Below are 18,750 nucleotides of genomic sequence, written 5' to 3'. Positions count from 1 at the left end.
TCCGCCTTACTGCCCGAGCAGCGTCTTCTTGAGGCTGTTGCCCGAGAGCAGGGGTGACTGCGTATCGGCAAGCGGCGGCGCGCCCGAAGGCGAGGTGAGAATGGTGGAGGGCGCGCCCTTCACCTTGTCGGAAGCGCGGCGCGCGGCAGCGGACTGGGCAGCCGCATAATCAGGCGTCTTCTGCTGGGCGTATTCGGGCGGCGCCTGCGGCGGCTCGGCTTTCGGCGGCGAGGAGAACATGCACATGGGGTCTTCCGATCCTGGTGGCGGTGCGGCCGGAACGGATGATCATCCACCATCCGGCCGATTTGGCTTGATGGCAGGAGGGTGGGGGATGAATGGTTGTGGGGGTGACATGGGGGGAAACAGTTTGCTTAGAGCTCGTGACGAAGACCCCGCCCCAAACCCCTCCCCACAAAGGGGAGGGGCTTAAGCTGCCGCAGCCGTTCTCCCCATGTCAGGCGTTTTGGAAGTGCCGCCGGGTTAGTCCCTCCCCCTTGTGGGGAGGGGTTGGGGAGGGGTTTCCTTACAAACGACCGGGCTGACGGCCAAAAATTCCTGGCAAGCGCCCAAGGCTGCCCCTACCGCCCCACCTCGATCCGTCCCTTCATGTTCGGATGATACCGGCAGAGATAGTCGAACGCTCCGTCCCCCTTCACCACTAGGGACCCCGATTTGCCCGCCGGGATCACCACATCGAAATTGCCTTTCGAGGTCGCGGTGTGATCCATCACATCCTTGTTGTGCCAGAGGATCGTATCGCCCGGATGCGCCTTTACCACCGCCGGCCCAAACGCCAGCTTTTCGATGGTCACCTCGATCGTGGCAGCGCTTGCGGCCGTCCCAAGAAGGGAAAGGCCGGCCACAAGGCAAAGTCCAGGCAGGATCGCCATGGCGGTCATGAAACTCGTGACCTTCATTTCAGCATCGAGGCAACATGCTCGGCATGCTGCTCATGGCCTTCGAAGAGCTTCAGGCCGGTTTCGAGCAGGCTCTTCAGGTCCGGGTTCTGCGCGGCCGGGATCAGCGTCGTCTTCAGGGCGTTGTTGACCGCCTTGTGATAGGCGACCTCATTGTCGACATAGGCCTTGTCAAAGGCGGCGCCCTTCAGTTTGGAGAGTTTCTCCCGCTCCTTTTTCGCATCGGCACTCAGCGATTTGCTGGTATCATTGTCCTCGGGCGTCACCTTCAGCTTCTTGACGAGATCGAGCGCCTGCTTGTTGACGGCCTCGTGGTCGCGGATCATGTCCTTGGCGAAGGCGACGACCTCCTTGTCTTTCGATTTCTCGACCGCCTGCTTGGCCGCCTCGATGTCGATGACGCCGGCCGTGTAGGCGATATGGGCGATCTGCGGATCGGTGGGGGCTGGCCCGGCGGCAAGGGCTGCGGGCGCGGAGAGCGCCATGGCGGCGAGGGCGGCGATAAGGTGTTTGTGCATCTGGTCCTCCATCCGGCTGATAGGTGCCGGTCGATGTTTCCTACGCAGGATTGGATGCCGGTATCGGGCTGGCGTTCCCGAAAGATTTTTTCGCGATGCCGGGAACCTTTGGCTTGCCCCGGCATCCAATGCGGAAAAAGGATGAGCCATGACGTTCCAGGCAGAGATATCGCTGGCGGATAGAAGCGACCCCGAGCTGGTGGCGCTGGCGCTGGCGAACGATATCAGGGGTTTCCGCGCCATCATGCGGCGCTATAACCGGCGGCTCTTCCGCGTTGCCCGCGGCATCCTGCGCGACGATGCGATGGCGGAAGACGCGCTGCAGGATGCCTATCTCAAGGCATTCCGGCACCTGGCCGATTTCCAGGGCGCCAGCGCCTTTTCCACCTGGCTGACGCGCATCGTCATGAACGAGGCGCTCGGCCGCCTTCGCAGGGAACGCCGCATGCCGGAAGTCTCCGTCGATACGGCGGCGATGCAAAGCCGCGTCGTCGATTTTCCCACCGGTTCGCCCATCGACAATCCCGAGATCACCATGGCGCAGCGACAGATCCTGAAACTCGTGGAAGAGGCCACCGACAGCCTGCCGGAAGAATACCGGCTCGTCTTCATCCTCAGGGTGATCGAGGAAATGAGCGTCGAGGAAACCGCCGAAATGCTGTCGCTCAAGCCCGAAACCGTGCGCAGCCGCCTGCATCGCGCCCGCGCCCTGCTGCGCCGCCAGCTGGACGCTTTGATCGGGCCGGTGGCAATGGATGCCTTTCCCTTCGCCGGCTGGAAATGCGACCGGCTGACGGAGCGGGTGATGGCGCGGCTGGAGCCCAAGTAAGGGCCGGAAGGTGAGGGCGCTATTTCGGCTCCGGCTGCTGGATGACCGCCGGCGGTTTGTCGCCCTTGGCGCTGCCGGCGCCAAACATCTGCACCGCCAGTATGCCGACGACGGATGCGATCATCAGCGCCAGGATTAACATCATCAGCATTCGCATCGGGCGATCCGATCAGGTGATTGTTGCCCGGATAACTTGCCCGAACGACGTTCGTTCCCGCCTGGCGGCAGGTGCGCGCTATTTCAGCACTTCCTAACTCATGCTATCGATGGCTGCATCATTCCCGTTCCATCGGGTTCGATCAGTTCTCATCAGGTCATTGTTCATTCCGGCCGCTCAGGGGGAAGTGCCATGAACAAAGAGCATGTCGCGGCACTCTTTTCGCATCTCGAACAAGGCGATGGCGCGGGCTTTTTCGCCCATGTCGCCGACGGTGTGGACTGGACGGTCATGGGCACGCATCCGCTTGCCGGCCATTACCGCTCCAAGCAGGCATTCTTCGCCGCCACTTTCGAGAAGCTGCACAAGGTGCTGCCCGAGGGCACCCGGCTCTCCACGCAAAACATCCTCATCGACGGTGACTGGGCGATCGTCGAGCTCCGCTCCATGGCGACAGCCCGCGACGGCATGCGCTTCGACAACCGCTATTGCTGGCTCTGCCGCTTCCAGGGTGAAACGATCGTGGAAGTGCGCGCCTATCTCGACAGCTGGCTGGTCGGCGAACTCTTCCGGCGCAATCCTGTCGGGGCGCGCGGTTCGGCGACGGCGTGACGGGCGCGTCCTTTTCGGTCCGCCCGCCACAGGTCCATCACGGTATCAGCAGCAGCTTGCCCTTCGTGGCGCGGCTTTCCATCGCGGCATGCGCGCCTGCCGCTTCGGCCAGCGGGTACGCAGCATCGATATGCACTGTCATCTCACCTCGCGAGATCCACTCGAAGAGCTGGGCCGTATGCCGGCGAAGCAGTTCGGGCGTGTGGATATGGTCGGCGAAGACGGCATAGCCGATCTTGATGCTTTTCGGCAGGCTCATGATGTCGAGCGGGCCGGGGCCGCCGAGAACGGGACCGAACCAGCAGAAGGTGCCGGAGCGGCGCAGCGAGGCGAGCGAGCCGGCGAAGGTTTCCGGTCCCGATCCGTCATAGACGACGTCTACGCCTTCGCCGCCGGTGAGCTTCAGCACTTCGTCGGCGAAGGTGCCGGCGGGATCGACGATGACGTGGTCGGCGCCTGCTTGCCTGGCGATGGCCGCCTTTTCCGGGCTGGAGACGCGGCCGATCACCCGGCCACCGCGCGACTTGATAATCTGCGTCAGCAACAGGCCGAGACCGCCGGCGGCTGCATGGACGAGGGCCGTGTCACCTGGCTGGACCGGGTAGAAATCCGTCGCGAAATGGCTGGCGGTCAGGCCCTGCATCATCACGCCGGCGGCCGTCCTGTCGTCGATATCGTCGGGCACCGGCACCAGCGAGCCCGCGGGAATTGCGATGCGCTCGGCATAGCTTCCGGGCGCATAGACCCAGGCGACGCGCTGGCCCGGCCGAAACTCCGTCACGCCTTCACCCAGGGCCAGCACCCGGCCGGCGCCTTCGACGCCCATGATCTTGGGGTTCGGCATCTCCTTCCAGAGCCCGCCGCGGCGCGCGCCGATATCCATGAAATTGACGCCGGCTGCGGCAATCTCCACAAGAACCTGGCCGGGGCCGGCGACCGGCTCCGGCTGCTCGGTCAGTTGCAGTACGTCAGGACCGCCGGGGCCGCTCATGATGACAGCTTTCATCTTCTCTCTCCTTCAAAGCTTGCGCGGCTTGCCGCCGCTTGTCTCGATCGCATTGATCAGCCGGTGCAGCGCCACGGCATCGTCGAAATCGGGGCTGGTATGCGTGCCGTCAACGATATCGGCGGCGAGCCTGAGATAGGCGGTCGCCACACTCTGCGACGGACCCTCGGAAAAACGGTCGGCGCCGTAGCGGGCAGGGATCTCCAGCTCGTGCAGGGTTTCCTCGCCCGTCGCACCCATCAGCGTGAAGCCGCCGATGCCGACATAGCCGACCGGGCTCGTCAGGATCAGGTCGCCCTTCGTGCCGTTGATCTCGATGCGGAAATTCGTGCCGCGCGACAGGCCGCCGCGGAAATGCGCGGCGACGACGGTGCCGTTTTCCAGCGTGCCGCTGACAACGAGCTGATCGGGAACGGTCATCGGCAGGATCTCGCCGGTTTCCTCGATGCGGGTGGTCTTGCGCCGCGTTGCGAGATTGCCGGTCACCGTTTCGAAGCGGCTTGCGAGCATATCGGTCAGCCCGTCGATCGAATGGGCGAAGACGACATTCTGCATGCCGACGCCCCTGGATGGATCGAGCGTATAGGCGAAGGTCTCGCTCATGCTTTCGCCGAAGGTGATGCCGGAGCCGACCATGGTGGCCGAGAGCACTTCGCCGAGATAACCTTCGGCGATGAGATCCTTGATATAGGCAAAGGCCGGGACGGCGCGCGTCTGCAGGCCGATGCTGGTGGCCACACCCTTGTCGCGGGCGAGATCGCGCATGGCCGTGGCATCGGCAAGGTTCATGCCGAGCGGCCATTCGGAAAACACCGCCTTGCCGGCGGCAACGGCCTTTTCCACCAGCTCGCGGTGATGCGTCACCTTCACGCTGATGACGACGAGATCGACCTCGGGATGGCCGATCAGTTCATCGGCGGAGCCGAGCGCATGGGGAACGCCGTATTTCTCGGCGGCGGCCTTGGCGACCTCGGGCCTGTTGTGGCTGATTGCGGTCAGGCGGAATTCGGGCAGCTGCGCGAGTGCGGGAATATGGGCGATGGTCGCCCAGCCCTTGTCTGGGTGAACGCCGATAATGCCGACGCGGATCGGTGTCTTGCTCATGGCTGTGTTTCCTGGTTGTCGTTGAATTCGAGGATGGTGCGCTTCAGCTCAAGCCGCGCGATGCGCCAGCCCTGCGGCGTCCGCTTCCATGTCTCGTGGTAGTGACCGTAGCCGTGCATGCGCGCCGGCTGGCCGGGGGCGGGTGCGGCGTTGACGACGATGTCTTCCATCGCCCAGACCGCCGATATCTCGCTGTCGGAGATCAGGTCGATCTCCTCATTGTGGATGTGATGGCTGGAGCGCGCGCCCTGCAGGAAGGCCGTCGTCACCGCCATGAAGGCATCCCTGTCGTCGAAGGCGGCGATCAGGCCGCCATCGGGGTCGACCATGCGGATGCCGACATCGGGCAGCAACAGGGCGGCGAAATCGTCCCATTGCCTGGTGTCGATGAAGCGGCAATAGCGCGCCTTGGCCCGCCTGACCTCGCCGATCGGATCTGTCTGTTCAGTGGAAACTGGATTTGTCATTGCTCTCCGTCCTTGTTTCCGTCCATATAGGGTGCGGACGTGAGGACGTATGAGCTTCGAACGTCCACGATTATTGCTCGTTCGTCCAAAGTGGAGGATGAAAATGGACCCACTGACGGAAATCCTGGGGGATTTCAGCATCCGCCAGGCAACCTTCACCCGGCTGGAGGCGAGCGCGCCCTGGGCCTGGGCCTCTTCGGGAGAGCCGGTGGTGAAGTTCGTGCTCGTCGTGCGCGGCTCCGGCATCCTGACGACGGACAGCCATCCGGAGCCGATCGCACTGCGCAGCGGCGATGTCTTCATCATGCTGGATGAGGAGCCCTACCGCATGTACGACCATGAGGATTCCCTGCCGATGCCCTGCGTCGAGGTGGAGAGGCTCAGGGTCGGAAACCGGATCGAGGTCGGTGGCGGCGGGGCCGTCACCACCTTCGTCAGCGGCATGTTCCAGATGGACAGGCTGGAGGCGCGCCCGCTCACGAAAGTGCTGCCACCGCTTCTGCACCTGAAGCTCGACCAGAACCGCAGCCTGGCCTTCCAGTCGGTGCTGGAGCTTCTGGCGGCCGAGACGGAAGCGCCGGGCCTCGGCTCGGATGCCGTCATCGCCCGGCTGTTCGAGCTGCTCTTCGTCCATGCGGTGCGCGCCTATTCGGCCATGCCTGGCGGACCGACGCGCAGCTGGCTTGCGGCCATCGGTGACGCCAATCTGGAGCGGGCGATCCACGCCATGCATGGCGAGCCGGAAAAGCACTGGACGGTGGAAACGCTCGCCCGCCTCTCGGGCATGTCGCGCTCGGCCTTTGCCGCGCGGTTCAAGGCGGTGGTCGGCCAGAGCCCGCTCGATTATCTCACGGGATGGCGGATCTATCGCGCAAGCCGCCTCATCCAGGATCAGCAGCTGCCGCTTACCGAAATCGCCCGCGCCGTCGGATATGAATCGATCGCCGCCTTCAACCGCGTCTTCAAGCGGGAAACCGGAGCGACGCCGGGGGCTTTCCGCCGCGACGGCGGATTGCCGGCGGCAAGCCACATGGCAGAGCGGAGCCCGCCGAACTTTCTTTGATCCGCGGCGTTCCGGATCAAAGGAGTTCACCATGTCCAGACGGAGATTCAGGAAACTCACCCATCGCCTTCTCGGCCGGTTCGACGAGGTTCAAACCCTGCTCGACCAGATCGAGGGCAGCGCGTCAAAGCTGCGGACGGCCTGCGATGACGAGGCCGAAGAGGAGGGCCTCACGCATCCGGCGGTGCAGCCGCCGCAATGGCCGCGACATGGAGCGCCTCCGGCCGCCTTGTAATGGCGCTCAATGGCGCCCGCATCGGCCGGCAAACAGACCCGCATGAGCGGCAAACAGCGCACTCAGCCTGTCGATGACGGTTCGCACTTCGGGCCGCTGGCGCTCGTCCTCGTGCACGGTGATCCAGATGTCATAGGTCAGGCTGTCGATCACAGGCCCGGCGCGAACGAGACCGGGGTCGGCATCGCCCATGAAACAGGGCAGCAGGCCGCGGCCGGCGCCGCCGCGGATGAGGTGGGGCAGCATCAGCGGCGTGTTCGTCCAGCTTGTGATCCAATGGTCGGGCTGCTCGAAGGTCCATTTGTCGGCGGGTGTTGTCGCAATCTCGGTTCCCAGTGAAATCCAGTTGTGATTGCCGGCGCTGAAGGTGGCGGCCTGATAGGCTGCGTGCGCGACGGAGACGGAGCGGCGCGTGGCGAAATTGCCGCGCTCCGGCCTGCCGTGCATGAGCGCGAGATGCGCCTCGCGATAGGTCAGGTCCTGGCCGGTGTCGAGCGCCTTGTAGCACATGCGGAACTCGTCTTTCGGGCTCCAGACTTCGGATAGATGATCGGCGATGAAGCGTAGCGTCCAGGCATCGGCACCGGTCGAGACGATCGGCAGGGTCAGCACGTCGCCGCGCCAGTCCGATATCGCCTCGGCCGCTTCCTGCATGACGAGAACGCGCTCGAACAGCATCTCGCCATCGCTGGCCAGGAGATAGCCGGTCGGGCCGCGCCGGAAGAGCGTGCGTCCGGTCGCCCGCTCCAGCGCCAGCATGCGACGGCCGATCGTCGGGGCGCTGAGGCCCGTGCGCGCGGCAGCACCCGTCAGGCCGCCCGATGTCGCGACATGGAAGAAGAGCTGCAGGTCATCCCAGCTTGCCTCTTTCACGGATGAAAACCCCCTTTTATCCGCGCGTCTACCTTTGCCGGGCTTCGCGCCTTAGCTCAGTTGCATCTGTCATAGATGGAGGCAGGACGATGCTTCTCAACTGGATCATGCTCGCAAACGAGCTTCACAGGCATAGCCGCCGGCAGAGGAAAGACCCGCTCGCCGATCCGCTCGATGCGCCGGAATGGGATGGCCTGCGCTGGGCCTTGCCGCTTCTGAGCCTGGCAGCACGGAGACCCTACAGTGTCGACCAGGTTCAGCCGCGGCTGCCGCTGTCTGCGCGGATCAGATCGATCAGCGCCCGAAGTGCCGCCGAAGTATTGCGGTTGCGCGGGTAGTAGAGGCAAAGGGGTGAGGAGCCCGCCACCCAGTCTTCCAGCACGGTCACAAGCCTGCCGGTCGCGATCGCCTCGGCGGCGATCGCCCGGGAAATATAGGCAAGCCCCATGCCGGCGATGGCGGCCTTCAGCATCAGTGACTGGTCGTCGAGCGTCAGCGCGCCCGGCACATCGATCTCCAGCGTTTCGCCATTCTGTTCGAATTCCCAGCGGTAGATGCCGCCGCCCGATGCCCGCGAACGGATGCAGCTGTGTGCCGCCAGATCGAGCGGCGTGCGCGGCGCCGGGTGATCGGCGAAGTAGCCGGGCGCGCCCACCACGCAGAAATCGAGACCGAAGGGCAGGGGCACGGCCACCATTTCGGCCGGCACGGATTCGGCGAGCCTGATGCCGGCGTCGCAGCCTTCCAGCACCACATCCACCAGCCGGCTTTCGCTCGACAGCTCCACCTGTACGGCCGGGTGGCGCGCCATGTAGGCCTGTATCAGCGGTGTCAGGATTTCATGGGCGCCGGTGACCGAGCTGTTGATGCGCAATGTGCCGGAGGGACGCGTGCCGTGGCTGCCGGCAGCCTGCATGGCCTGTTCGATGGCGGCCAGCGAAGGGGCCACGCTGGCGATGAACTCCTCGCCGGCCGAGGTCAGCGAGACGCTGCGGGTCGTGCGGTTGAAGAGGCGGATGCCGAGCCGGTCCTCCAGCGCGCGCACGTTGCTGCTCAGCGCCGTTGGCGACATCGATAGCGCATCGGCGGCGGCGCGGAAGCTCAGATGCTCGGCAACGGCGATCGCCGCCCTGATTTCGGTGAATCCACCGCCCTCTACTGTGCGGAATATCGGCATGGTTCGTCCCGATTTAAACGGCTAATCGGGATAATCTCTAGCGCCTATTCTTGTCTCATCCAAGATCGTCAAATGGAGAAAGACAATGGATATGCAGCTTTCCGGCAAGCGGGCTCTCGTGACCGGCTCGTCTTCGGGGCTCGGCGAGGCGATGGTGAAGATGTTTGCGGCGGAAGGGGCTGCCGTCGTGGTGCACGGCCGCGACCGGGCGCGCACCGAGGCTGTGGCCGGGGCCATCGTTTCGGCCGGCGGCAGGGCGGATGTGGCGATCGGCGACCTCGCCGATGACGCAGGGGCCGAAGCGGTTATCCGCCAGGCGCTTGCCGGCGGCGATATCGATATTCTCGTCAACAATGCCGGCCATTACCACCATCTCGACTGGCATTCGGCAACACCGGCCAATTGGGAGGAGACCTATCAGATCAACGTCGTCTCGGCCGTCAGGATGATCCGGGGATTGGTGCCGGCAATGGTCGGCCGCGGCTTTGGCCGGGTCATCCAGATCGGTGGCGGCCTGGCCTCGCAACCGATCCCGATGCAGCCGGATTACGAAGCGTCGCTTGCCGCGCGCCACAATCTCGCGGTCTCGCTGGCGCGGCGGCTGAAGGATACCGGTGTCACGTCGAATGTCGTGTCGCCCGGCGCGATCCTCGTGCCGGCCGTGCGGGATCTCCTGGAAAAGATCGCGCCCGCGCATGGCTGGGGCGATCGCTGGGAGGACATCGAAAGCGGCTGCGTCAAGGAGATGGTGCCGAACGATATCGGCCGTCTCGGCCGTCCCGATGAGATCGCAGCTGCCGTCATCTATCTCTCAAGCCATCATGCCGGCTATATCAGCGGCGCGACGCTCCGCGTCGATGGCGGCACCATCCGCTCGGCCTTCTGAAGCTGGGCGCTTTCATGGCAGCGGCGCGCACGGATGGTGGCCGTCAGCGCGCCGCGCCGAAGAACCGGGTGAAATGCGCGATGACGGCATCGGGTGCTTCCTCGGGAATGAAGTGACCGCAGGGCAGGGCTTCACCCTCCACCTGTTCGGCCCAGGCCCGCCAGGGCTCGAGCCCATCCCTGCCTTTCAGCGTGCCGCGCTCGCCCCAGAGCATCAGGAGCGGCATGTCGAGCTTCCAGCCGCGGTTCTTCTCGTCGAGCTCGCGGTCGATCGTCCAGCCGGCGCGATAGTCCTCGGCCCAGGTGTGGATGCTCCGCGGGTCGCGGGCGCAGGCGAGGTAGTCGGCGAGATTATCTTGCGGAAAGATGAAGCCGGGTGCGGATTGATGCGCGAGAATGTAGCGCACGAACCATTCCGGATCACCGCCGACAAGTTTTTCCGCCAGTCCGTCCGGCTGGGCCAGCATAGACCAGTGCCAGGCCGAAACGGCCTCCTTCGCGCCCATCCGCGCCCACATGTCGGCCGTCGGGATGACGTCGAGGCTTGCAAGGCGCGTGACGGTTTCGGGATGATCGAAAGCAAGGCGGTAGGCGACGCGGGCGCCACGATCATGGGCGCCGACGTCAAAGCGCTCGAAGCCGAGTGCGCGCATGGTGGCGATCTGGTCGCGGGCCATGGCGCGCTTGGAATAGGTCTCGTGATCGGCGCTGCCTTCGGGCTTGTCGCTGCGGCCATAGCCGCGCAGGTCGGGAATGACGACGGTGAAATGCGCGGCAAGGGCAGGCGCGACACGCGACCAGCACATGCGCGTCTGTGGCCAGCCGTGCAGGAGCAGCAGCGGCGGGCCGTTTCCGCCGACAAGCGCGTCGATCTCCAGGCCATCGCCGGGGAGGCGACGCTGCTGGAAGCCTTCGATGAGACCTGCGGACATGATGTTTCTCCCTCGGTTGCGGGAAGAACTCGCGAGGGCGGGGTTTGGTTCAAGGATGCGTCGCGACGCGCGCCCTCAGGCCGCGGCCTCTTCGCGTTCGACTGCCCGCCGTGCCCGCACCGCCGCGGCGATGAAGACGCGGGAGAGGCCGTGATAGAGCGGCTCGCGCGAGAGCAGGCGGGAGGTGAGGTAGCCGAGCATGGCGACGGACATGATGGGGATGACGGCCTGGTGGTCGCCGGTCATTTCCAGGATGATCACGAAGGCCGTCATCGGCGCCTGCACGACGCCGGAGAAATAGCCGGTCATGCCGAGGATGGCTGCCAGCGCGATGCTGGTGCCGAGAGCCAGACCGACAGTGCTGCCGAAACCGGCGCCGACGGCGAGCGAAGGGGCGAAGATGCCGCCCGGGATGCCCGAGAGCATGGACAGGAAGCTCGCCACCAGCTTGCCGGCGAAGAAGAGGAGCGGCAGCGGGTGGCCTTCGACGGCGCTTCGCGCCTGTTCGTAGCCGGTGCCGAAGGTCGTGCCGCCGAAGGCGATGCCGATGCCGGCGACCGCCAGGCCGCAGAGGCCGGCAAGCGCCACCATGCGCGGCAAGGGCTGCGGCTGCGCCCAGCGGCGGATGCGCTGGCCGAAATGCAGGGCAAGTCCGCTGAAGCCGGCGCCGAGCGCGCCGCCGCCGATGCCGCAGGCGAGAACGAGGCCCCAGTCGCTGAGGCCAGCCGGCGAAACGGAGGCCTCGCCGAAATAGTTGTAGCTGCCGGCAAGGCCGAGGGCTGCGAGACCGGAGAGGATGACGGCGGTCAGAACGACGCCATTGGCGCGCGATTCATAGGTGCGGCTCATCTCCTCGATGGCGAAGACGATGCCGGCAAGCGGCGTGTTGAAGGCGGCGGCGATGCCGGCAGCCGAGCCGGCCAGGATCAGGCCGCGGGCCTGCGCCATGCCGCCGAAACGCGCCACCGCCAGCATGATCGAGGCACCGACCTGCACCGTCGGTCCTTCGCGGCCGATCGAGGCGCCGCAGAAAAGGCCGAGAACGGTAAGTGCGATCTTGCCGGCGGCGATCCTCAGCGAAAGCAGCCGCGAGCGGTCTTCCTCCTCGCGCAGGTGACGGGCGGCAATCGCCTGGGGAATGCCGCTGCCCTGCGAATTGGGAAACAGTCTGATGGCAAGGAAGGCAGAGAGCATGAAGCCGAGCGGGCTGACAATGAGCGGCAGCAGGAACGACCATTCGCCCGATGCCGTCAGGCCGGCAAAGGCCTTTTGTGCGAGATCGGCAAGCCTGGCAAAACCGACGCTGACAAGGCCGATCGCCAGCGCCCCGCACCAGAAAACCAGCCGTGGCCGCCAGAGCGAGAAGGATCCCCAGATGACGCGGGAACGGCGGAGCAGCCGGGAATTGCGATAGGGAAGTGGCATGGCGGACTCGGGAGGCGATTTCGGGGGCAGCCCCGGTATAGACCCAAATCCTGCCCGATATCACCCGCTGATTTAGCGGAATTGCATTTGGGCTGCGGCCGGCAGGGCCGGGCTGCCGGCCTGCCGTCTCACGCCGCCTTCTTCGCCAGCAGGTCGCGGATCTCGGTCAGGAGCCGCACATCGGCCGGCGGCGGGGCGGGCGGGGCCTCCCCGGTCTTTTCCTGGTGCTCCACCTGCGCGCGCAGGAAGTTTACGCCCTTGACCATCAGGAAGATGATCCAGGCGAGGATCAGGAAGTTGATGACGACGGTGATGAAGCTGCCATAGGCGAAGACGGCGCCCTGGGCGCGGGCGGCCGCAAGGGTCGGCGCATTGACGGTGGAAGAGAGCGGGAAAAAATAATTCGAGAAATCGAAGCCGCCGAGGACCGCGCCGACGACGGGCATGATGATGTCATCGGTCAGAGACTTGACGATGCCGCCAAAGGCGCCGCCGATGATGACGCCGACGGCCAGGTCCATGACGTTGCCTTTCGCAATGAATGACTGGAACTCACTGATAACGCTCATTTTCTATCCTTCGGATCTCAGGGGGCTTTGATCCTAACGATAGGGAAGGCAGGCGGTTCCGCGGCGCGGTCGTTTTTTGGGCGGGCAGCAGCTTACGTGCCCTCGTCGGGAATGTTGAGGATCTCGCCGCAGGCCTTGCAATGCACGGCATCGGCATCGTGGCGCTGCAGGCCGCAGCGCGGGCAGGCGAAGGTGACCTTGTGCGGCCGCACCACCGCCTGGGCCAGCCGCACGAAGAGCGAGATGCCGACGATCATCGTCACGACGGAGGTCAGCTTGCCGAGCGTTCCGGGCAGGGTGATGTCGCCGAAGCCAGTCGTGGTCACGGTCGCGACGGTGAAATAGAGCGCGTCGACAAAACCTTCGCCGCCCGGCTGGTTGTAGAAGAAGGAGGTGTAGACGAAGCCGGTGACGAGGAAGAGGAAGACCAGGAAATTGATCACCGCGCGCACGACATCGAGCGCATAGCCACAGCTCATCCGGCGCAGCGCCTCCTTCAGCAGCGGGCTTCGCCCGATCGCCCAGAGCCGCATGACGCGCAGGAAGGCGAAGTTGAAGAGCGCATCGGGAAAGAGCAGCGTCGCCAGAACGATGAAATCGATCCAGGTCATCGGCCGCAGGATCCAGCTGCGCAGCGAGGGGGCCGCAACGGCGCGCGCCGCGATCTCGGCGGCGATCCAGACGGCGATGACGTAATCGATGACGAGATAGGTGGGGGCGGCGCGGAAATAGGGACCGAGCACGAAGAAGGCGAGGATGGCGATGTCTATGACGGTAAAGATGAATTGCAGCAGCATGGCCTTGCGGCCGTCACCCCGCTCGATGCGGCGCAATCCCGCGCGCAGGCTCTTGTGATGCGTGTCGTCGTCGAAGAGATGATCCATGACGGCGAAATAGCTCGCGTATGACGGGTATCAATAGGCGAGGCTTTCGCGGGGCGCGGAAGCTTGAGTATGGATCAAGCCGCGCCTTCACTCTGGCTGTTGTCTGACACTTCGTAAAATAACTAGCTTCTATTTTTGAGAGCGAGACTGCGCTGTCGTAAAGGCATTTTCCGGCCTTCGGTTGCAGTTGCCACCAAAGGCCGCAGTCGGCCCGAAGCGGACTTCCGATTGCCCTAAATCCGAAAAGTGATATCCGGATTTACGCAACTTCAATAGCGTTGGACGGAGTGGGAAATGAGTGATTTCAGTTGCTGGTTTTGCAAGCAAACGATCGACGAACACGACGTCAAAGCGGTGGCAATTGAAATTTCAAATCTTTGGTTTTCGGGAGAAAATCAACCTATCCAAACTTTTTGGGCTCATTCAAAGTGCGCACAGCAAAATCTTAGCGGCGGATACAATTTCGACCCTGACGACCTCATAAACCCACAGTAGCCATACCTGGATCGAGCCATACCGTAATGTCCGCTTCCGGCGCAAACCTGCCAAATGACGCAACTTGGTTTGGTGGCAGTTGCTACCGAACTCCGGAATTTTCCGCCTGCGGCCCCGACGTTGAGCGGCTCATGACTTTCGGAGTGTTTAGAGTTTAAATGCCGACAGAGCGCGACGAGATTGATGCACTCAAGAGAGCGATCCGGAAATCAGGAGGCGACAAGGTCGGCCCCTGGGGTGTCAGGCGCCAGAAAAGAGATCCGCGCACGCCGCCTTGGGAGGTGTCATATGACGAATATCCAAACCATTGGACCTACATTCGGCTGATCAAGGATTTCTTCAAGATCATGAGGGCGCTCTTTTCACGGAAAAACGGCGCTTGAGGTACATGTTCGGTCGAATGAAGCCTTCGAACTTACGGTCATCCGAGGATGCAGGGTTCGCCGCTGGTCGCATCTCACCTGGAGCGATGTTTTCGGGCAATTTCTTGAACGGCATAAAGATAGATTTTCTGACAATGCCGATGGGGATCAAGGCTGCGCCCTGACGTTGGGATCAAGGCGGCGCCTGACTTAGGGATCAAGGCTGCGCCTTGACCCTGGGGTAGTGGGTCGCTGGATCAAACACTGATGCACGGGGTGCATCAGTGTTTGACCAGGGGGTCATGGCCCCAGTTCATCAGCGAGTAGCGCCAGGGGGAATGCTCCTTGTCCTTTTGCGGCCCGCCCTGGGCGAGATGGCGATGCACATAGCCGACGACCTTGCGCATGTGGGCATAGTCGGCCTCGGTCAGGTCGGCCTTCTTCTTGTGCCTGATCTCGACGATCCGGCGGCCGGAGTGATGGCCGATCGTTTCGTTGCCGCCTTCCTCCTGCCAGCCATTCGCCTTGCTCTCGTCGGTCGTCAGCCATTTCTCGAGCGTGGCCGGCGTCATGTTCACCGCCTTGCGGAACTTCCTCCAGACCTGCTCGCGGTCGCTTTGCTCATGCTCATGCTTTGCCATGGGCTTTTCTCCGGACCCTGCGCAGTTCGTCCCTGTCGATGAAGTTATCCGTCGCGCCGGCCTCTTCGTCCGGATGGGAGATCTCCACATCCAGCTCTTCGGGCAGGTCGAGCGCCTGCTTGGTGTTCATGATGCCGAGCGGCACGCGGCCTTCCTCGGTTCTGGCGGCGACTTCGACGAGCGGTTTTGTCTTACGGGCCATGAAATATTCCTTTCTACTGAAATGGGAACGCGGGGCGGAGTCGCCAGTTCCATGAAGGTTGAGGATTGCGTCGGCCGATCTGCGGGCCGGTGTTGCGGCCTGCCGCCCGCAGCCTCGTGATACGGCCCTTCGGGCCACGTGCGGCCGCGGGCGCATTCGCTTAGCCGCTTCTGTCTCGAAGAAACCGCACGGGCAAACTTCCACGCACCCACGCCGCTTCCGCCTCGGGAACAAACAGTATTCGGTGGCGTTCGGTTCTCGCGAACACATTCAATTCACGGAGGATTTTCAAATGGGTCGCGGTATTCTTCTCTGGCTTCTGGGCATCCCGTTGCCGATCGTCATCCTGCTCGTGCTCTTCATGCGATAGGAGGCTGCCATGTCTCTTGCTGAAGAAAGAGTCATCGCCGGCAATCGCACAGGTGCGATGCCAGTCGAATCCTCGAAGCCTGCCATTGCCTGGGGCCCGATCGTCGGCGGCGCCGTGGCGGCGACGGGCATTACGCTCATCCTGCTGCTGCTCGGTTCCGGCGTGGGGCTGACGATGGTCTCTCCCTGGTCGGGCGAAAGCAGCTCGGCTGCGACAGTCGGCATCACTGCGGCAATCTGGCTTGTCGTGGTCCAGTGGCTCTCGTCGGCGCTTGGCGGCTACCTGACCGGGCGTCTTCGGACCAAATGGGCGGTCATCCACACCAATGAGGTCTTCTTCCGCGATACGGCCCATGGCTTCCTCAGCTGGGCGCTCGCGACCGTCTTCGTCGCCGGTTTCCTGGCGTCGTCGCTGACCTCGCTTGCGGGTGCCGGCGCAAGTGCGGCCGGCCAGGCTGCAATGGCAGCCGGTGTGGCAGGCGGGTCTGCCGCGGCAGCCTCGGCGTCGGATACGGATACGGCCGGCCCCGGCATGGCCACGGCCTATTTCACTGACGCGCTGCTGCGGCCGCAGAATATCTCCAATCGTGCCAGCGAGGATAATGGCGCGGCCACGGCCGAGATTTCCCGCATCCTGCTGCAGGGTGCTGCGAACGGCTCGGTGCCTGATGGTGACAAGACCTATATTGCCGGCATCGTCTCGGCCCGGACAGGGCTTTCCGAGGCCGATGCCCGCGCCAGGGTCGATACCGTGCTGAAGCAGATCGACGATGCCAAGGTTGCGGCACAGGCTGCCGCCGACAAGGCCCGCAAGGCTGCTGCGACCTCGGCGTTGATCGGCTCGCTCTCGCTGCTCGTCGGCGCCTTCATCGCCGCTGCGGCCGCCGCATTCGGCGGGCACCAGCGCGATGAGGAAGAGGACCTGATTGCGACCGGCCGCGGACCGCTCGTGTAAAAGCCGCTCGCATCAAAGAAAGGCGGCGCCCGGTGAACGGGCGCCGCTTCAGCCTGCCGGATGCGCGGGCCGAGCCACAGGGCCCGATGACTCTCTCAGAAAGACGCGACGGCTCTGAGGCCGAAAATCGCCGCGTTCTGGATCCGTGAGTTCGGCTTGTCGGGATCGGCTGCATTGCCGCCGGGACGGATGACGTATTGGAAGAATGGCTGCGCCGTCATCCATGGCGTGACGGCCGCCTGATAGGTGGCTTCGATGACGGCTTCGGAACTCGGCACCGGCTGAGATGTGCCGTTGAAGGCATTTTCGGCCTTTACCTGATCCGACATGCCCGAACTCATGCTGGCATAGGCGAAGCTGATGCCGGCGGTGTCGTCGTCGCGGCCCGGCAGAAGCCCCTTATAGGCAAGGCCCGTATCGAAATACCAGTTCATGCTGTTGCGTTCCTGCTGCGGCGCCACGGCAATCCGGAAAAATCCGTTGAGGCCATTGTCCGAACTTCCCGGCTCCTGCCAGAGCGTCTGGTCGACGACGGCATAGACCGCGAAATTGCCCGAGAGCCGGCGCGGGCTGCCGCTCGAGAGCGGATCGGCGAGCGAGACGCCGTTCGATGCGGTGGTCAGGCTGTCGAATTCTTCGGAATTGTACCAGGCGCCGATCTTGTAGGTGCCGGGCAGGCCGGTCCCGCCCTTTGCGGGCATATAGGCATAACCTGCCTCGGCAATCGCCAGGACGCCATCGCCCAGCGGAAATCCCAGTCCATTGGCATTGCCGTCGGGGTCGGACCCGGTCGGGCTGCCATTGAAGACGGCGGCCTGCAGCGTCCAGGCGTCGTCAGGCTTGACGATGATCTGCGCGCCGGGAACGGCGAAGGGATAGGCCGGTCCGCCTCCGGGAAGATCGGCGGCAAAGATGCCCGGCCATCCGAAGGTGGAGTTGACGAAAAGGCTCGCCGTATTGCTGATCGCGAAACTCTGGTCCGCCAGGATCTGCCCGAGCCTGACCGTCACCTTGTCGTCCATGAGGCTCTGCGAGAGATAGAATTCCCCGAGCCGGAAGCCGGGATCGGCTTCCACCGAGGTGACTGTCAGGAGATTGCCGATATCCTTGCCGGACAGGCCCTGGCCCTGGATCGCATAACCGGAAATATGGATGGCGCCGCCGGTCCAGCCGACCAGCCGGTCCATGTCGAAATCACCCTGCAGCTGGAAGACACCGTCATAGGCCGTCCCGCGTTTCAGGCCGCCCGAGACGTTGCCGAGCACGTCACTGGTCTGGGACATCGTGAAGGTGACGCCCTGGTCGCGCAGCCAGTTGCGGTAGCCGTGCCAGTCGCCGGTCAGTGTCGTATCGGCGTAGGAGGGCGGTGCCGCATCGTCCGCCCGTGCCCCGGCGCCATGGACGGCGATCGCAAGTGCAAGAACGGCGCCGGGTAGCTTCTTCATTCGCGTCCCTTTTCCGGAGGCTCTGATTTCGGGGGATGCGCAGGCGCTGATCTGGAGCGTCTGCGCGCGGAATCGAGCTTTCCATCATTGGAGCGATTTGCGCGGCAGGGCAAGTTTGTCGGGCGTTATGCGGCCGATTGTGCTTGCCCTGTTGCCAGTGCGGGACACGTCATCCACGGTCCGGCGCGATGCCGTTACGGCCGGGCGACATGCCAGACGCCTTCGGCGCCGTCGCCATGGACATCTCCCGGCTGGGAATCGAAATGATAGGTATAGAGCGGCGCGCCGTTATAGGCCCACTGGGTGACGCCCGTCGGCCGCGTGATGACGCTCCAGGGGCCGGAAGCCTTGGCGCCGGCCGGTGCTTCGAACGGAGGCCAGGCGAGAGCGCAGAGCAGGGTGCAGTCGGACTTTCCGGGCTGGTCCTTGTCGTAGGTGTAAAGCGACAGGCCATCGGCATCCGTCAGCAGCTTGTGCTGTCCGATCGTTGCGACGGCCGCCGGCGACATGGTCTTTGCCTCTGCGAGCGGTGCCGACATCAGGGCGAGGCCGAGGGAAACGAAGAGGGTTCTGGTCATTGCAGACATTTCGAGGTCCTTTCTGTTGTCGCTCCGTGCGTGAACGG

24 protein-coding genes are annotated in these 18,750 nt (G+C 64.0%); 7 read left to right on the top strand and 17 right to left on the bottom strand.

The genetic code is table 11. From position 1 onward, the window contains the following. Positions 1-6: 6 nt before the first annotated feature. The 3 genes from FHX06_RS00215 to FHX06_RS00205 form a co-directional block, all read right to left on the bottom strand. On the bottom strand, positions 7-246 hold the full coding sequence (locus tag FHX06_RS00215) for a hypothetical protein (protein WP_018115852.1): 240 nt from the start codon (positions 244-246) through the stop codon (positions 7-9). Between the two features lie 335 nt (positions 247-581). Next, a complete protein-coding gene (locus tag FHX06_RS00210; protein ID WP_246715451.1) occupies positions 582-920 on the bottom strand; it encodes a cupredoxin domain-containing protein in 339 nt (112 codons plus the stop codon). After that, positions 917-1,438: a DUF4142 domain-containing protein gene (locus tag FHX06_RS00205; protein ID WP_029616571.1), complete on the bottom strand. Its 522-nt coding sequence runs from the start codon at positions 1,436-1,438 to the stop codon at positions 917-919. The genes FHX06_RS00210 and FHX06_RS00205 overlap by 4 nt, the downstream gene beginning before the upstream one ends. A 148-nt stretch (positions 1,439-1,586) precedes the next feature. On the opposite strand from FHX06_RS00205, the gene FHX06_RS00200 reads away from it, so the two are divergent. Further along, complete coding sequence (locus FHX06_RS00200) at positions 1,587-2,267, top strand: RNA polymerase sigma factor (RefSeq protein WP_113212827.1); 681 nt, start codon at positions 1,587-1,589, stop codon at positions 2,265-2,267. Between the two features lie 19 nt (positions 2,268-2,286). On the opposite strand, the gene FHX06_RS35985 is transcribed toward FHX06_RS00200, so the two are convergent. Continuing rightward, entirely contained in the window at positions 2,287-2,418 is a 132-nt protein-coding gene (locus FHX06_RS35985; RefSeq protein WP_281413313.1) for a hypothetical protein, read from the bottom strand. Positions 2,419-2,616: 198 nt separating this feature from the next. Between FHX06_RS35985 and FHX06_RS00195 the strand changes: the two genes are divergently transcribed. Further along, positions 2,617-3,036 (top strand): nuclear transport factor 2 family protein, encoded by a 420-nt coding sequence (locus tag FHX06_RS00195; protein ID WP_183877618.1) that lies wholly within the window; start codon positions 2,617-2,619, stop codon positions 3,034-3,036. 37 nt (positions 3,037-3,073) lie between these two features. Here FHX06_RS00195 and FHX06_RS00190 read toward each other — a convergent pair whose 3' ends face one another. Genes FHX06_RS00190 through FHX06_RS00180 form a run of 3 tightly spaced genes read right to left on the bottom strand, consistent with a single transcriptional unit; the run spans position 3,074 to position 5,613 of the window. Continuing rightward, entirely contained in the window at positions 3,074-4,042 is a 969-nt protein-coding gene (locus FHX06_RS00190) for a quinone oxidoreductase family protein (protein WP_183846505.1), read from the bottom strand. Positions 4,043-4,054: 12 nt separating this feature from the next. Then, a complete protein-coding gene (locus FHX06_RS00185; protein ID WP_183877617.1) occupies positions 4,055-5,146 on the bottom strand; it encodes a Gfo/Idh/MocA family protein in 1,092 nt (363 codons plus the stop codon). Continuing rightward, complete coding sequence (locus FHX06_RS00180) at positions 5,143-5,613, bottom strand: nuclear transport factor 2 family protein (RefSeq protein WP_183877616.1); 471 nt, start codon at positions 5,611-5,613, stop codon at positions 5,143-5,145. Before FHX06_RS00180 ends, FHX06_RS00185 begins: the two co-directional genes overlap by 4 nt. Positions 5,614-5,716: 103 nt before the next feature. On the opposite strand from FHX06_RS00180, the gene FHX06_RS00175 reads away from it, so the two are divergent. Together FHX06_RS00175 and FHX06_RS00170 are read left to right on the top strand one after the other, a co-directional pair. After that, entirely contained in the window at positions 5,717-6,676 is a 960-nt protein-coding gene (locus FHX06_RS00175) for an AraC family transcriptional regulator (RefSeq protein ID WP_183877615.1), read from the top strand. Positions 6,677-6,707: 31 nt separating this feature from the next. Then, positions 6,708-6,911 (top strand): hypothetical protein, encoded by a 204-nt coding sequence (locus FHX06_RS00170; RefSeq protein WP_018115862.1) that lies wholly within the window; start codon positions 6,708-6,710, stop codon positions 6,909-6,911. A 6-nt stretch (positions 6,912-6,917) separates the two neighbouring features. Here FHX06_RS00170 and FHX06_RS00165 read toward each other — a convergent pair whose 3' ends face one another. Both FHX06_RS00165 and FHX06_RS00160 read right to left on the bottom strand, forming a co-directional pair. After that, a complete protein-coding gene (locus FHX06_RS00165) occupies positions 6,918-7,784 on the bottom strand; it encodes a LysR family transcriptional regulator (RefSeq protein WP_183877614.1) in 867 nt (288 codons plus the stop codon). A gap of 256 nt (positions 7,785-8,040) precedes the next feature. After that, positions 8,041-8,961 (bottom strand): LysR family transcriptional regulator, encoded by a 921-nt coding sequence (locus tag FHX06_RS00160; RefSeq protein ID WP_113017298.1) that lies wholly within the window; start codon positions 8,959-8,961, stop codon positions 8,041-8,043. Positions 8,962-9,046: 85 nt separating this feature from the next. On the opposite strand from FHX06_RS00160, the gene FHX06_RS00155 reads away from it, so the two are divergent. Next, positions 9,047-9,847, top strand: a complete 801-nt coding sequence (locus FHX06_RS00155; protein ID WP_183877613.1) for an SDR family NAD(P)-dependent oxidoreductase — start codon at positions 9,047-9,049, stop codon at positions 9,845-9,847. A 43-nt stretch (positions 9,848-9,890) separates the two neighbouring features. On the opposite strand, the gene FHX06_RS00150 is transcribed toward FHX06_RS00155, so the two are convergent. The 4 genes from FHX06_RS00150 to FHX06_RS00135 all read right to left on the bottom strand — a co-directional run bounded on the left by FHX06_RS00150 (position 9,891) and on the right by FHX06_RS00135 (position 13,656). After that, the gene (locus FHX06_RS00150) at positions 9,891-10,778 is read right to left on the bottom strand and encodes an alpha/beta fold hydrolase (protein WP_183877612.1); all 888 of its coding nucleotides are present in this window, start codon (positions 10,776-10,778) and stop codon (positions 9,891-9,893) included. A gap of 75 nt (positions 10,779-10,853) precedes the next feature. Then, on the bottom strand, positions 10,854-12,203 hold the full coding sequence (locus FHX06_RS00145) for a chloride channel protein (RefSeq protein WP_183877611.1): 1,350 nt from the start codon (positions 12,201-12,203) through the stop codon (positions 10,854-10,856). Positions 12,204-12,331: 128 nt separating this feature from the next. Beyond that, positions 12,332-12,772: a large conductance mechanosensitive channel protein MscL gene (gene mscL, locus FHX06_RS00140; RefSeq protein ID WP_112972521.1), complete on the bottom strand. Its 441-nt coding sequence runs from the start codon at positions 12,770-12,772 to the stop codon at positions 12,332-12,334. A 92-nt stretch (positions 12,773-12,864) separates the two neighbouring features. After that, on the bottom strand, positions 12,865-13,656 hold the full coding sequence (locus FHX06_RS00135; RefSeq protein WP_018115869.1) for a potassium channel family protein: 792 nt from the start codon (positions 13,654-13,656) through the stop codon (positions 12,865-12,867). A gap of 294 nt (positions 13,657-13,950) precedes the next feature. Between FHX06_RS00135 and FHX06_RS00130 the strand changes: the two genes are divergently transcribed. Beyond that, entirely contained in the window at positions 13,951-14,151 is a 201-nt protein-coding gene (locus tag FHX06_RS00130) for a hypothetical protein (protein WP_183877610.1), read from the top strand. A gap of 643 nt (positions 14,152-14,794) precedes the next feature. Here FHX06_RS00130 and FHX06_RS00125 read toward each other — a convergent pair. Both FHX06_RS00125 and FHX06_RS00120 read right to left on the bottom strand, forming a co-directional pair. Next, positions 14,795-15,154, bottom strand: a complete 360-nt coding sequence (locus FHX06_RS00125; protein WP_183877609.1) for a DUF3140 domain-containing protein — start codon at positions 15,152-15,154, stop codon at positions 14,795-14,797. After that, positions 15,141-15,356, bottom strand: a complete 216-nt coding sequence (locus FHX06_RS00120) for a hypothetical protein (protein ID WP_112972518.1) — start codon at positions 15,354-15,356, stop codon at positions 15,141-15,143. Before FHX06_RS00120 ends, FHX06_RS00125 begins: the two co-directional genes overlap by 14 nt. Before the next feature lie 379 nt (positions 15,357-15,735). Between FHX06_RS00120 and FHX06_RS00115 the strand changes: the two genes are divergently transcribed. Next, complete coding sequence (locus tag FHX06_RS00115; RefSeq protein WP_018115874.1) at positions 15,736-16,680, top strand: hypothetical protein; 945 nt, start codon at positions 15,736-15,738, stop codon at positions 16,678-16,680. Positions 16,681-16,775: 95 nt separating this feature from the next. Here FHX06_RS00115 and FHX06_RS00110 read toward each other — a convergent pair whose 3' ends face one another. Next, the gene (locus FHX06_RS00110; RefSeq protein ID WP_183877608.1) at positions 16,776-18,125 is read right to left on the bottom strand and encodes a carbohydrate porin; all 1,350 of its coding nucleotides are present in this window, start codon (positions 18,123-18,125) and stop codon (positions 16,776-16,778) included. 194 nt (positions 18,126-18,319) lie between these two features. Further along, positions 18,320-18,712 (bottom strand): hypothetical protein, encoded by a 393-nt coding sequence (locus FHX06_RS00105; protein ID WP_049800935.1) that lies wholly within the window; start codon positions 18,710-18,712, stop codon positions 18,320-18,322. Positions 18,713-18,750 lie beyond the last annotated feature (38 nt).

It is taken from the genome of Rhizobium sp. BK512, assembly GCF_014194915.1.
Lineage (GTDB): Bacteria > Pseudomonadota > Alphaproteobacteria > Rhizobiales > Rhizobiaceae > Rhizobium.
The sequence above is the reverse complement of the archived record's forward strand: the minus strand, read 5'-3'. Positions and strand labels throughout refer to the sequence as shown.

Bases quoted from the DNA above. Each gene is read 5' to 3' on its own strand.
- FHX06_RS00180 (WP_183877616.1), bottom strand. From the start codon at position 5,613: ATGACAAATCCAGTTTCCACTGAACAGACAGATCCGATCGGCGAGGTC.
- FHX06_RS00170 (WP_018115862.1), top strand. From the start codon at position 6,708: ATGTCCAGACGGAGATTCAGGAAACTCACCCATCGCCTTCTCGGCCGG.
- FHX06_RS00155 (WP_183877613.1), top strand. From the start codon at position 9,047: ATGGATATGCAGCTTTCCGGCAAGCGGGCTCTCGTGACCGGCTCGTCT.
- mscL (WP_112972521.1), bottom strand. From the start codon at position 12,772: ATGAGCGTTATCAGTGAGTTCCAGTCATTCATTGCGAAAGGCAACGTC.
- FHX06_RS00175 (WP_183877615.1), top strand. From the start codon at position 5,717: ATGGACCCACTGACGGAAATCCTGGGGGATTTCAGCATCCGCCAGGCA.
- FHX06_RS00200 (WP_113212827.1), top strand. From the start codon at position 1,587: ATGACGTTCCAGGCAGAGATATCGCTGGCGGATAGAAGCGACCCCGAG.
- FHX06_RS35985 (WP_281413313.1), bottom strand. From the start codon at position 2,418: ATGCTGATGATGTTAATCCTGGCGCTGATGATCGCATCCGTCGTCGGC.
- FHX06_RS00190 (WP_183846505.1), bottom strand. From the start codon at position 4,042: ATGAAAGCTGTCATCATGAGCGGCCCCGGCGGTCCTGACGTACTGCAA.
- FHX06_RS00215 (WP_018115852.1), bottom strand. From the start codon at position 246: ATGTGCATGTTCTCCTCGCCGCCGAAAGCCGAGCCGCCGCAGGCGCCG.
- FHX06_RS00125 (WP_183877609.1), bottom strand. From the start codon at position 15,154: ATGGCAAAGCATGAGCATGAGCAAAGCGACCGCGAGCAGGTCTGGAGG.
- FHX06_RS00130 (WP_183877610.1), top strand. From the start codon at position 13,951: ATGAGTGATTTCAGTTGCTGGTTTTGCAAGCAAACGATCGACGAACAC.
- FHX06_RS00105 (WP_049800935.1), bottom strand. From the start codon at position 18,712: ATGTCTGCAATGACCAGAACCCTCTTCGTTTCCCTCGGCCTCGCCCTG.
- FHX06_RS00145 (WP_183877611.1), bottom strand. From the start codon at position 12,203: ATGCCACTTCCCTATCGCAATTCCCGGCTGCTCCGCCGTTCCCGCGTC.
- FHX06_RS00115 (WP_018115874.1), top strand. From the start codon at position 15,736: ATGTCTCTTGCTGAAGAAAGAGTCATCGCCGGCAATCGCACAGGTGCG.
- FHX06_RS00120 (WP_112972518.1), bottom strand. From the start codon at position 15,356: ATGGCCCGTAAGACAAAACCGCTCGTCGAAGTCGCCGCCAGAACCGAG.
- FHX06_RS00160 (WP_113017298.1), bottom strand. From the start codon at position 8,961: ATGCCGATATTCCGCACAGTAGAGGGCGGTGGATTCACCGAAATCAGG.
- FHX06_RS00135 (WP_018115869.1), bottom strand. From the start codon at position 13,656: ATGGATCATCTCTTCGACGACGACACGCATCACAAGAGCCTGCGCGCG.
- FHX06_RS00185 (WP_183877617.1), bottom strand. From the start codon at position 5,146: ATGAGCAAGACACCGATCCGCGTCGGCATTATCGGCGTTCACCCAGAC.
- FHX06_RS00205 (WP_029616571.1), bottom strand. From the start codon at position 1,438: ATGCACAAACACCTTATCGCCGCCCTCGCCGCCATGGCGCTCTCCGCG.
- FHX06_RS00110 (WP_183877608.1), bottom strand. From the start codon at position 18,125: ATGAAGAAGCTACCCGGCGCCGTTCTTGCACTTGCGATCGCCGTCCAT.
- FHX06_RS00210 (WP_246715451.1), bottom strand. From the start codon at position 920: ATGAAGGTCACGAGTTTCATGACCGCCATGGCGATCCTGCCTGGACTT.
- FHX06_RS00195 (WP_183877618.1), top strand. From the start codon at position 2,617: ATGAACAAAGAGCATGTCGCGGCACTCTTTTCGCATCTCGAACAAGGC.
- FHX06_RS00150 (WP_183877612.1), bottom strand. From the start codon at position 10,778: ATGTCCGCAGGTCTCATCGAAGGCTTCCAGCAGCGTCGCCTCCCCGGC.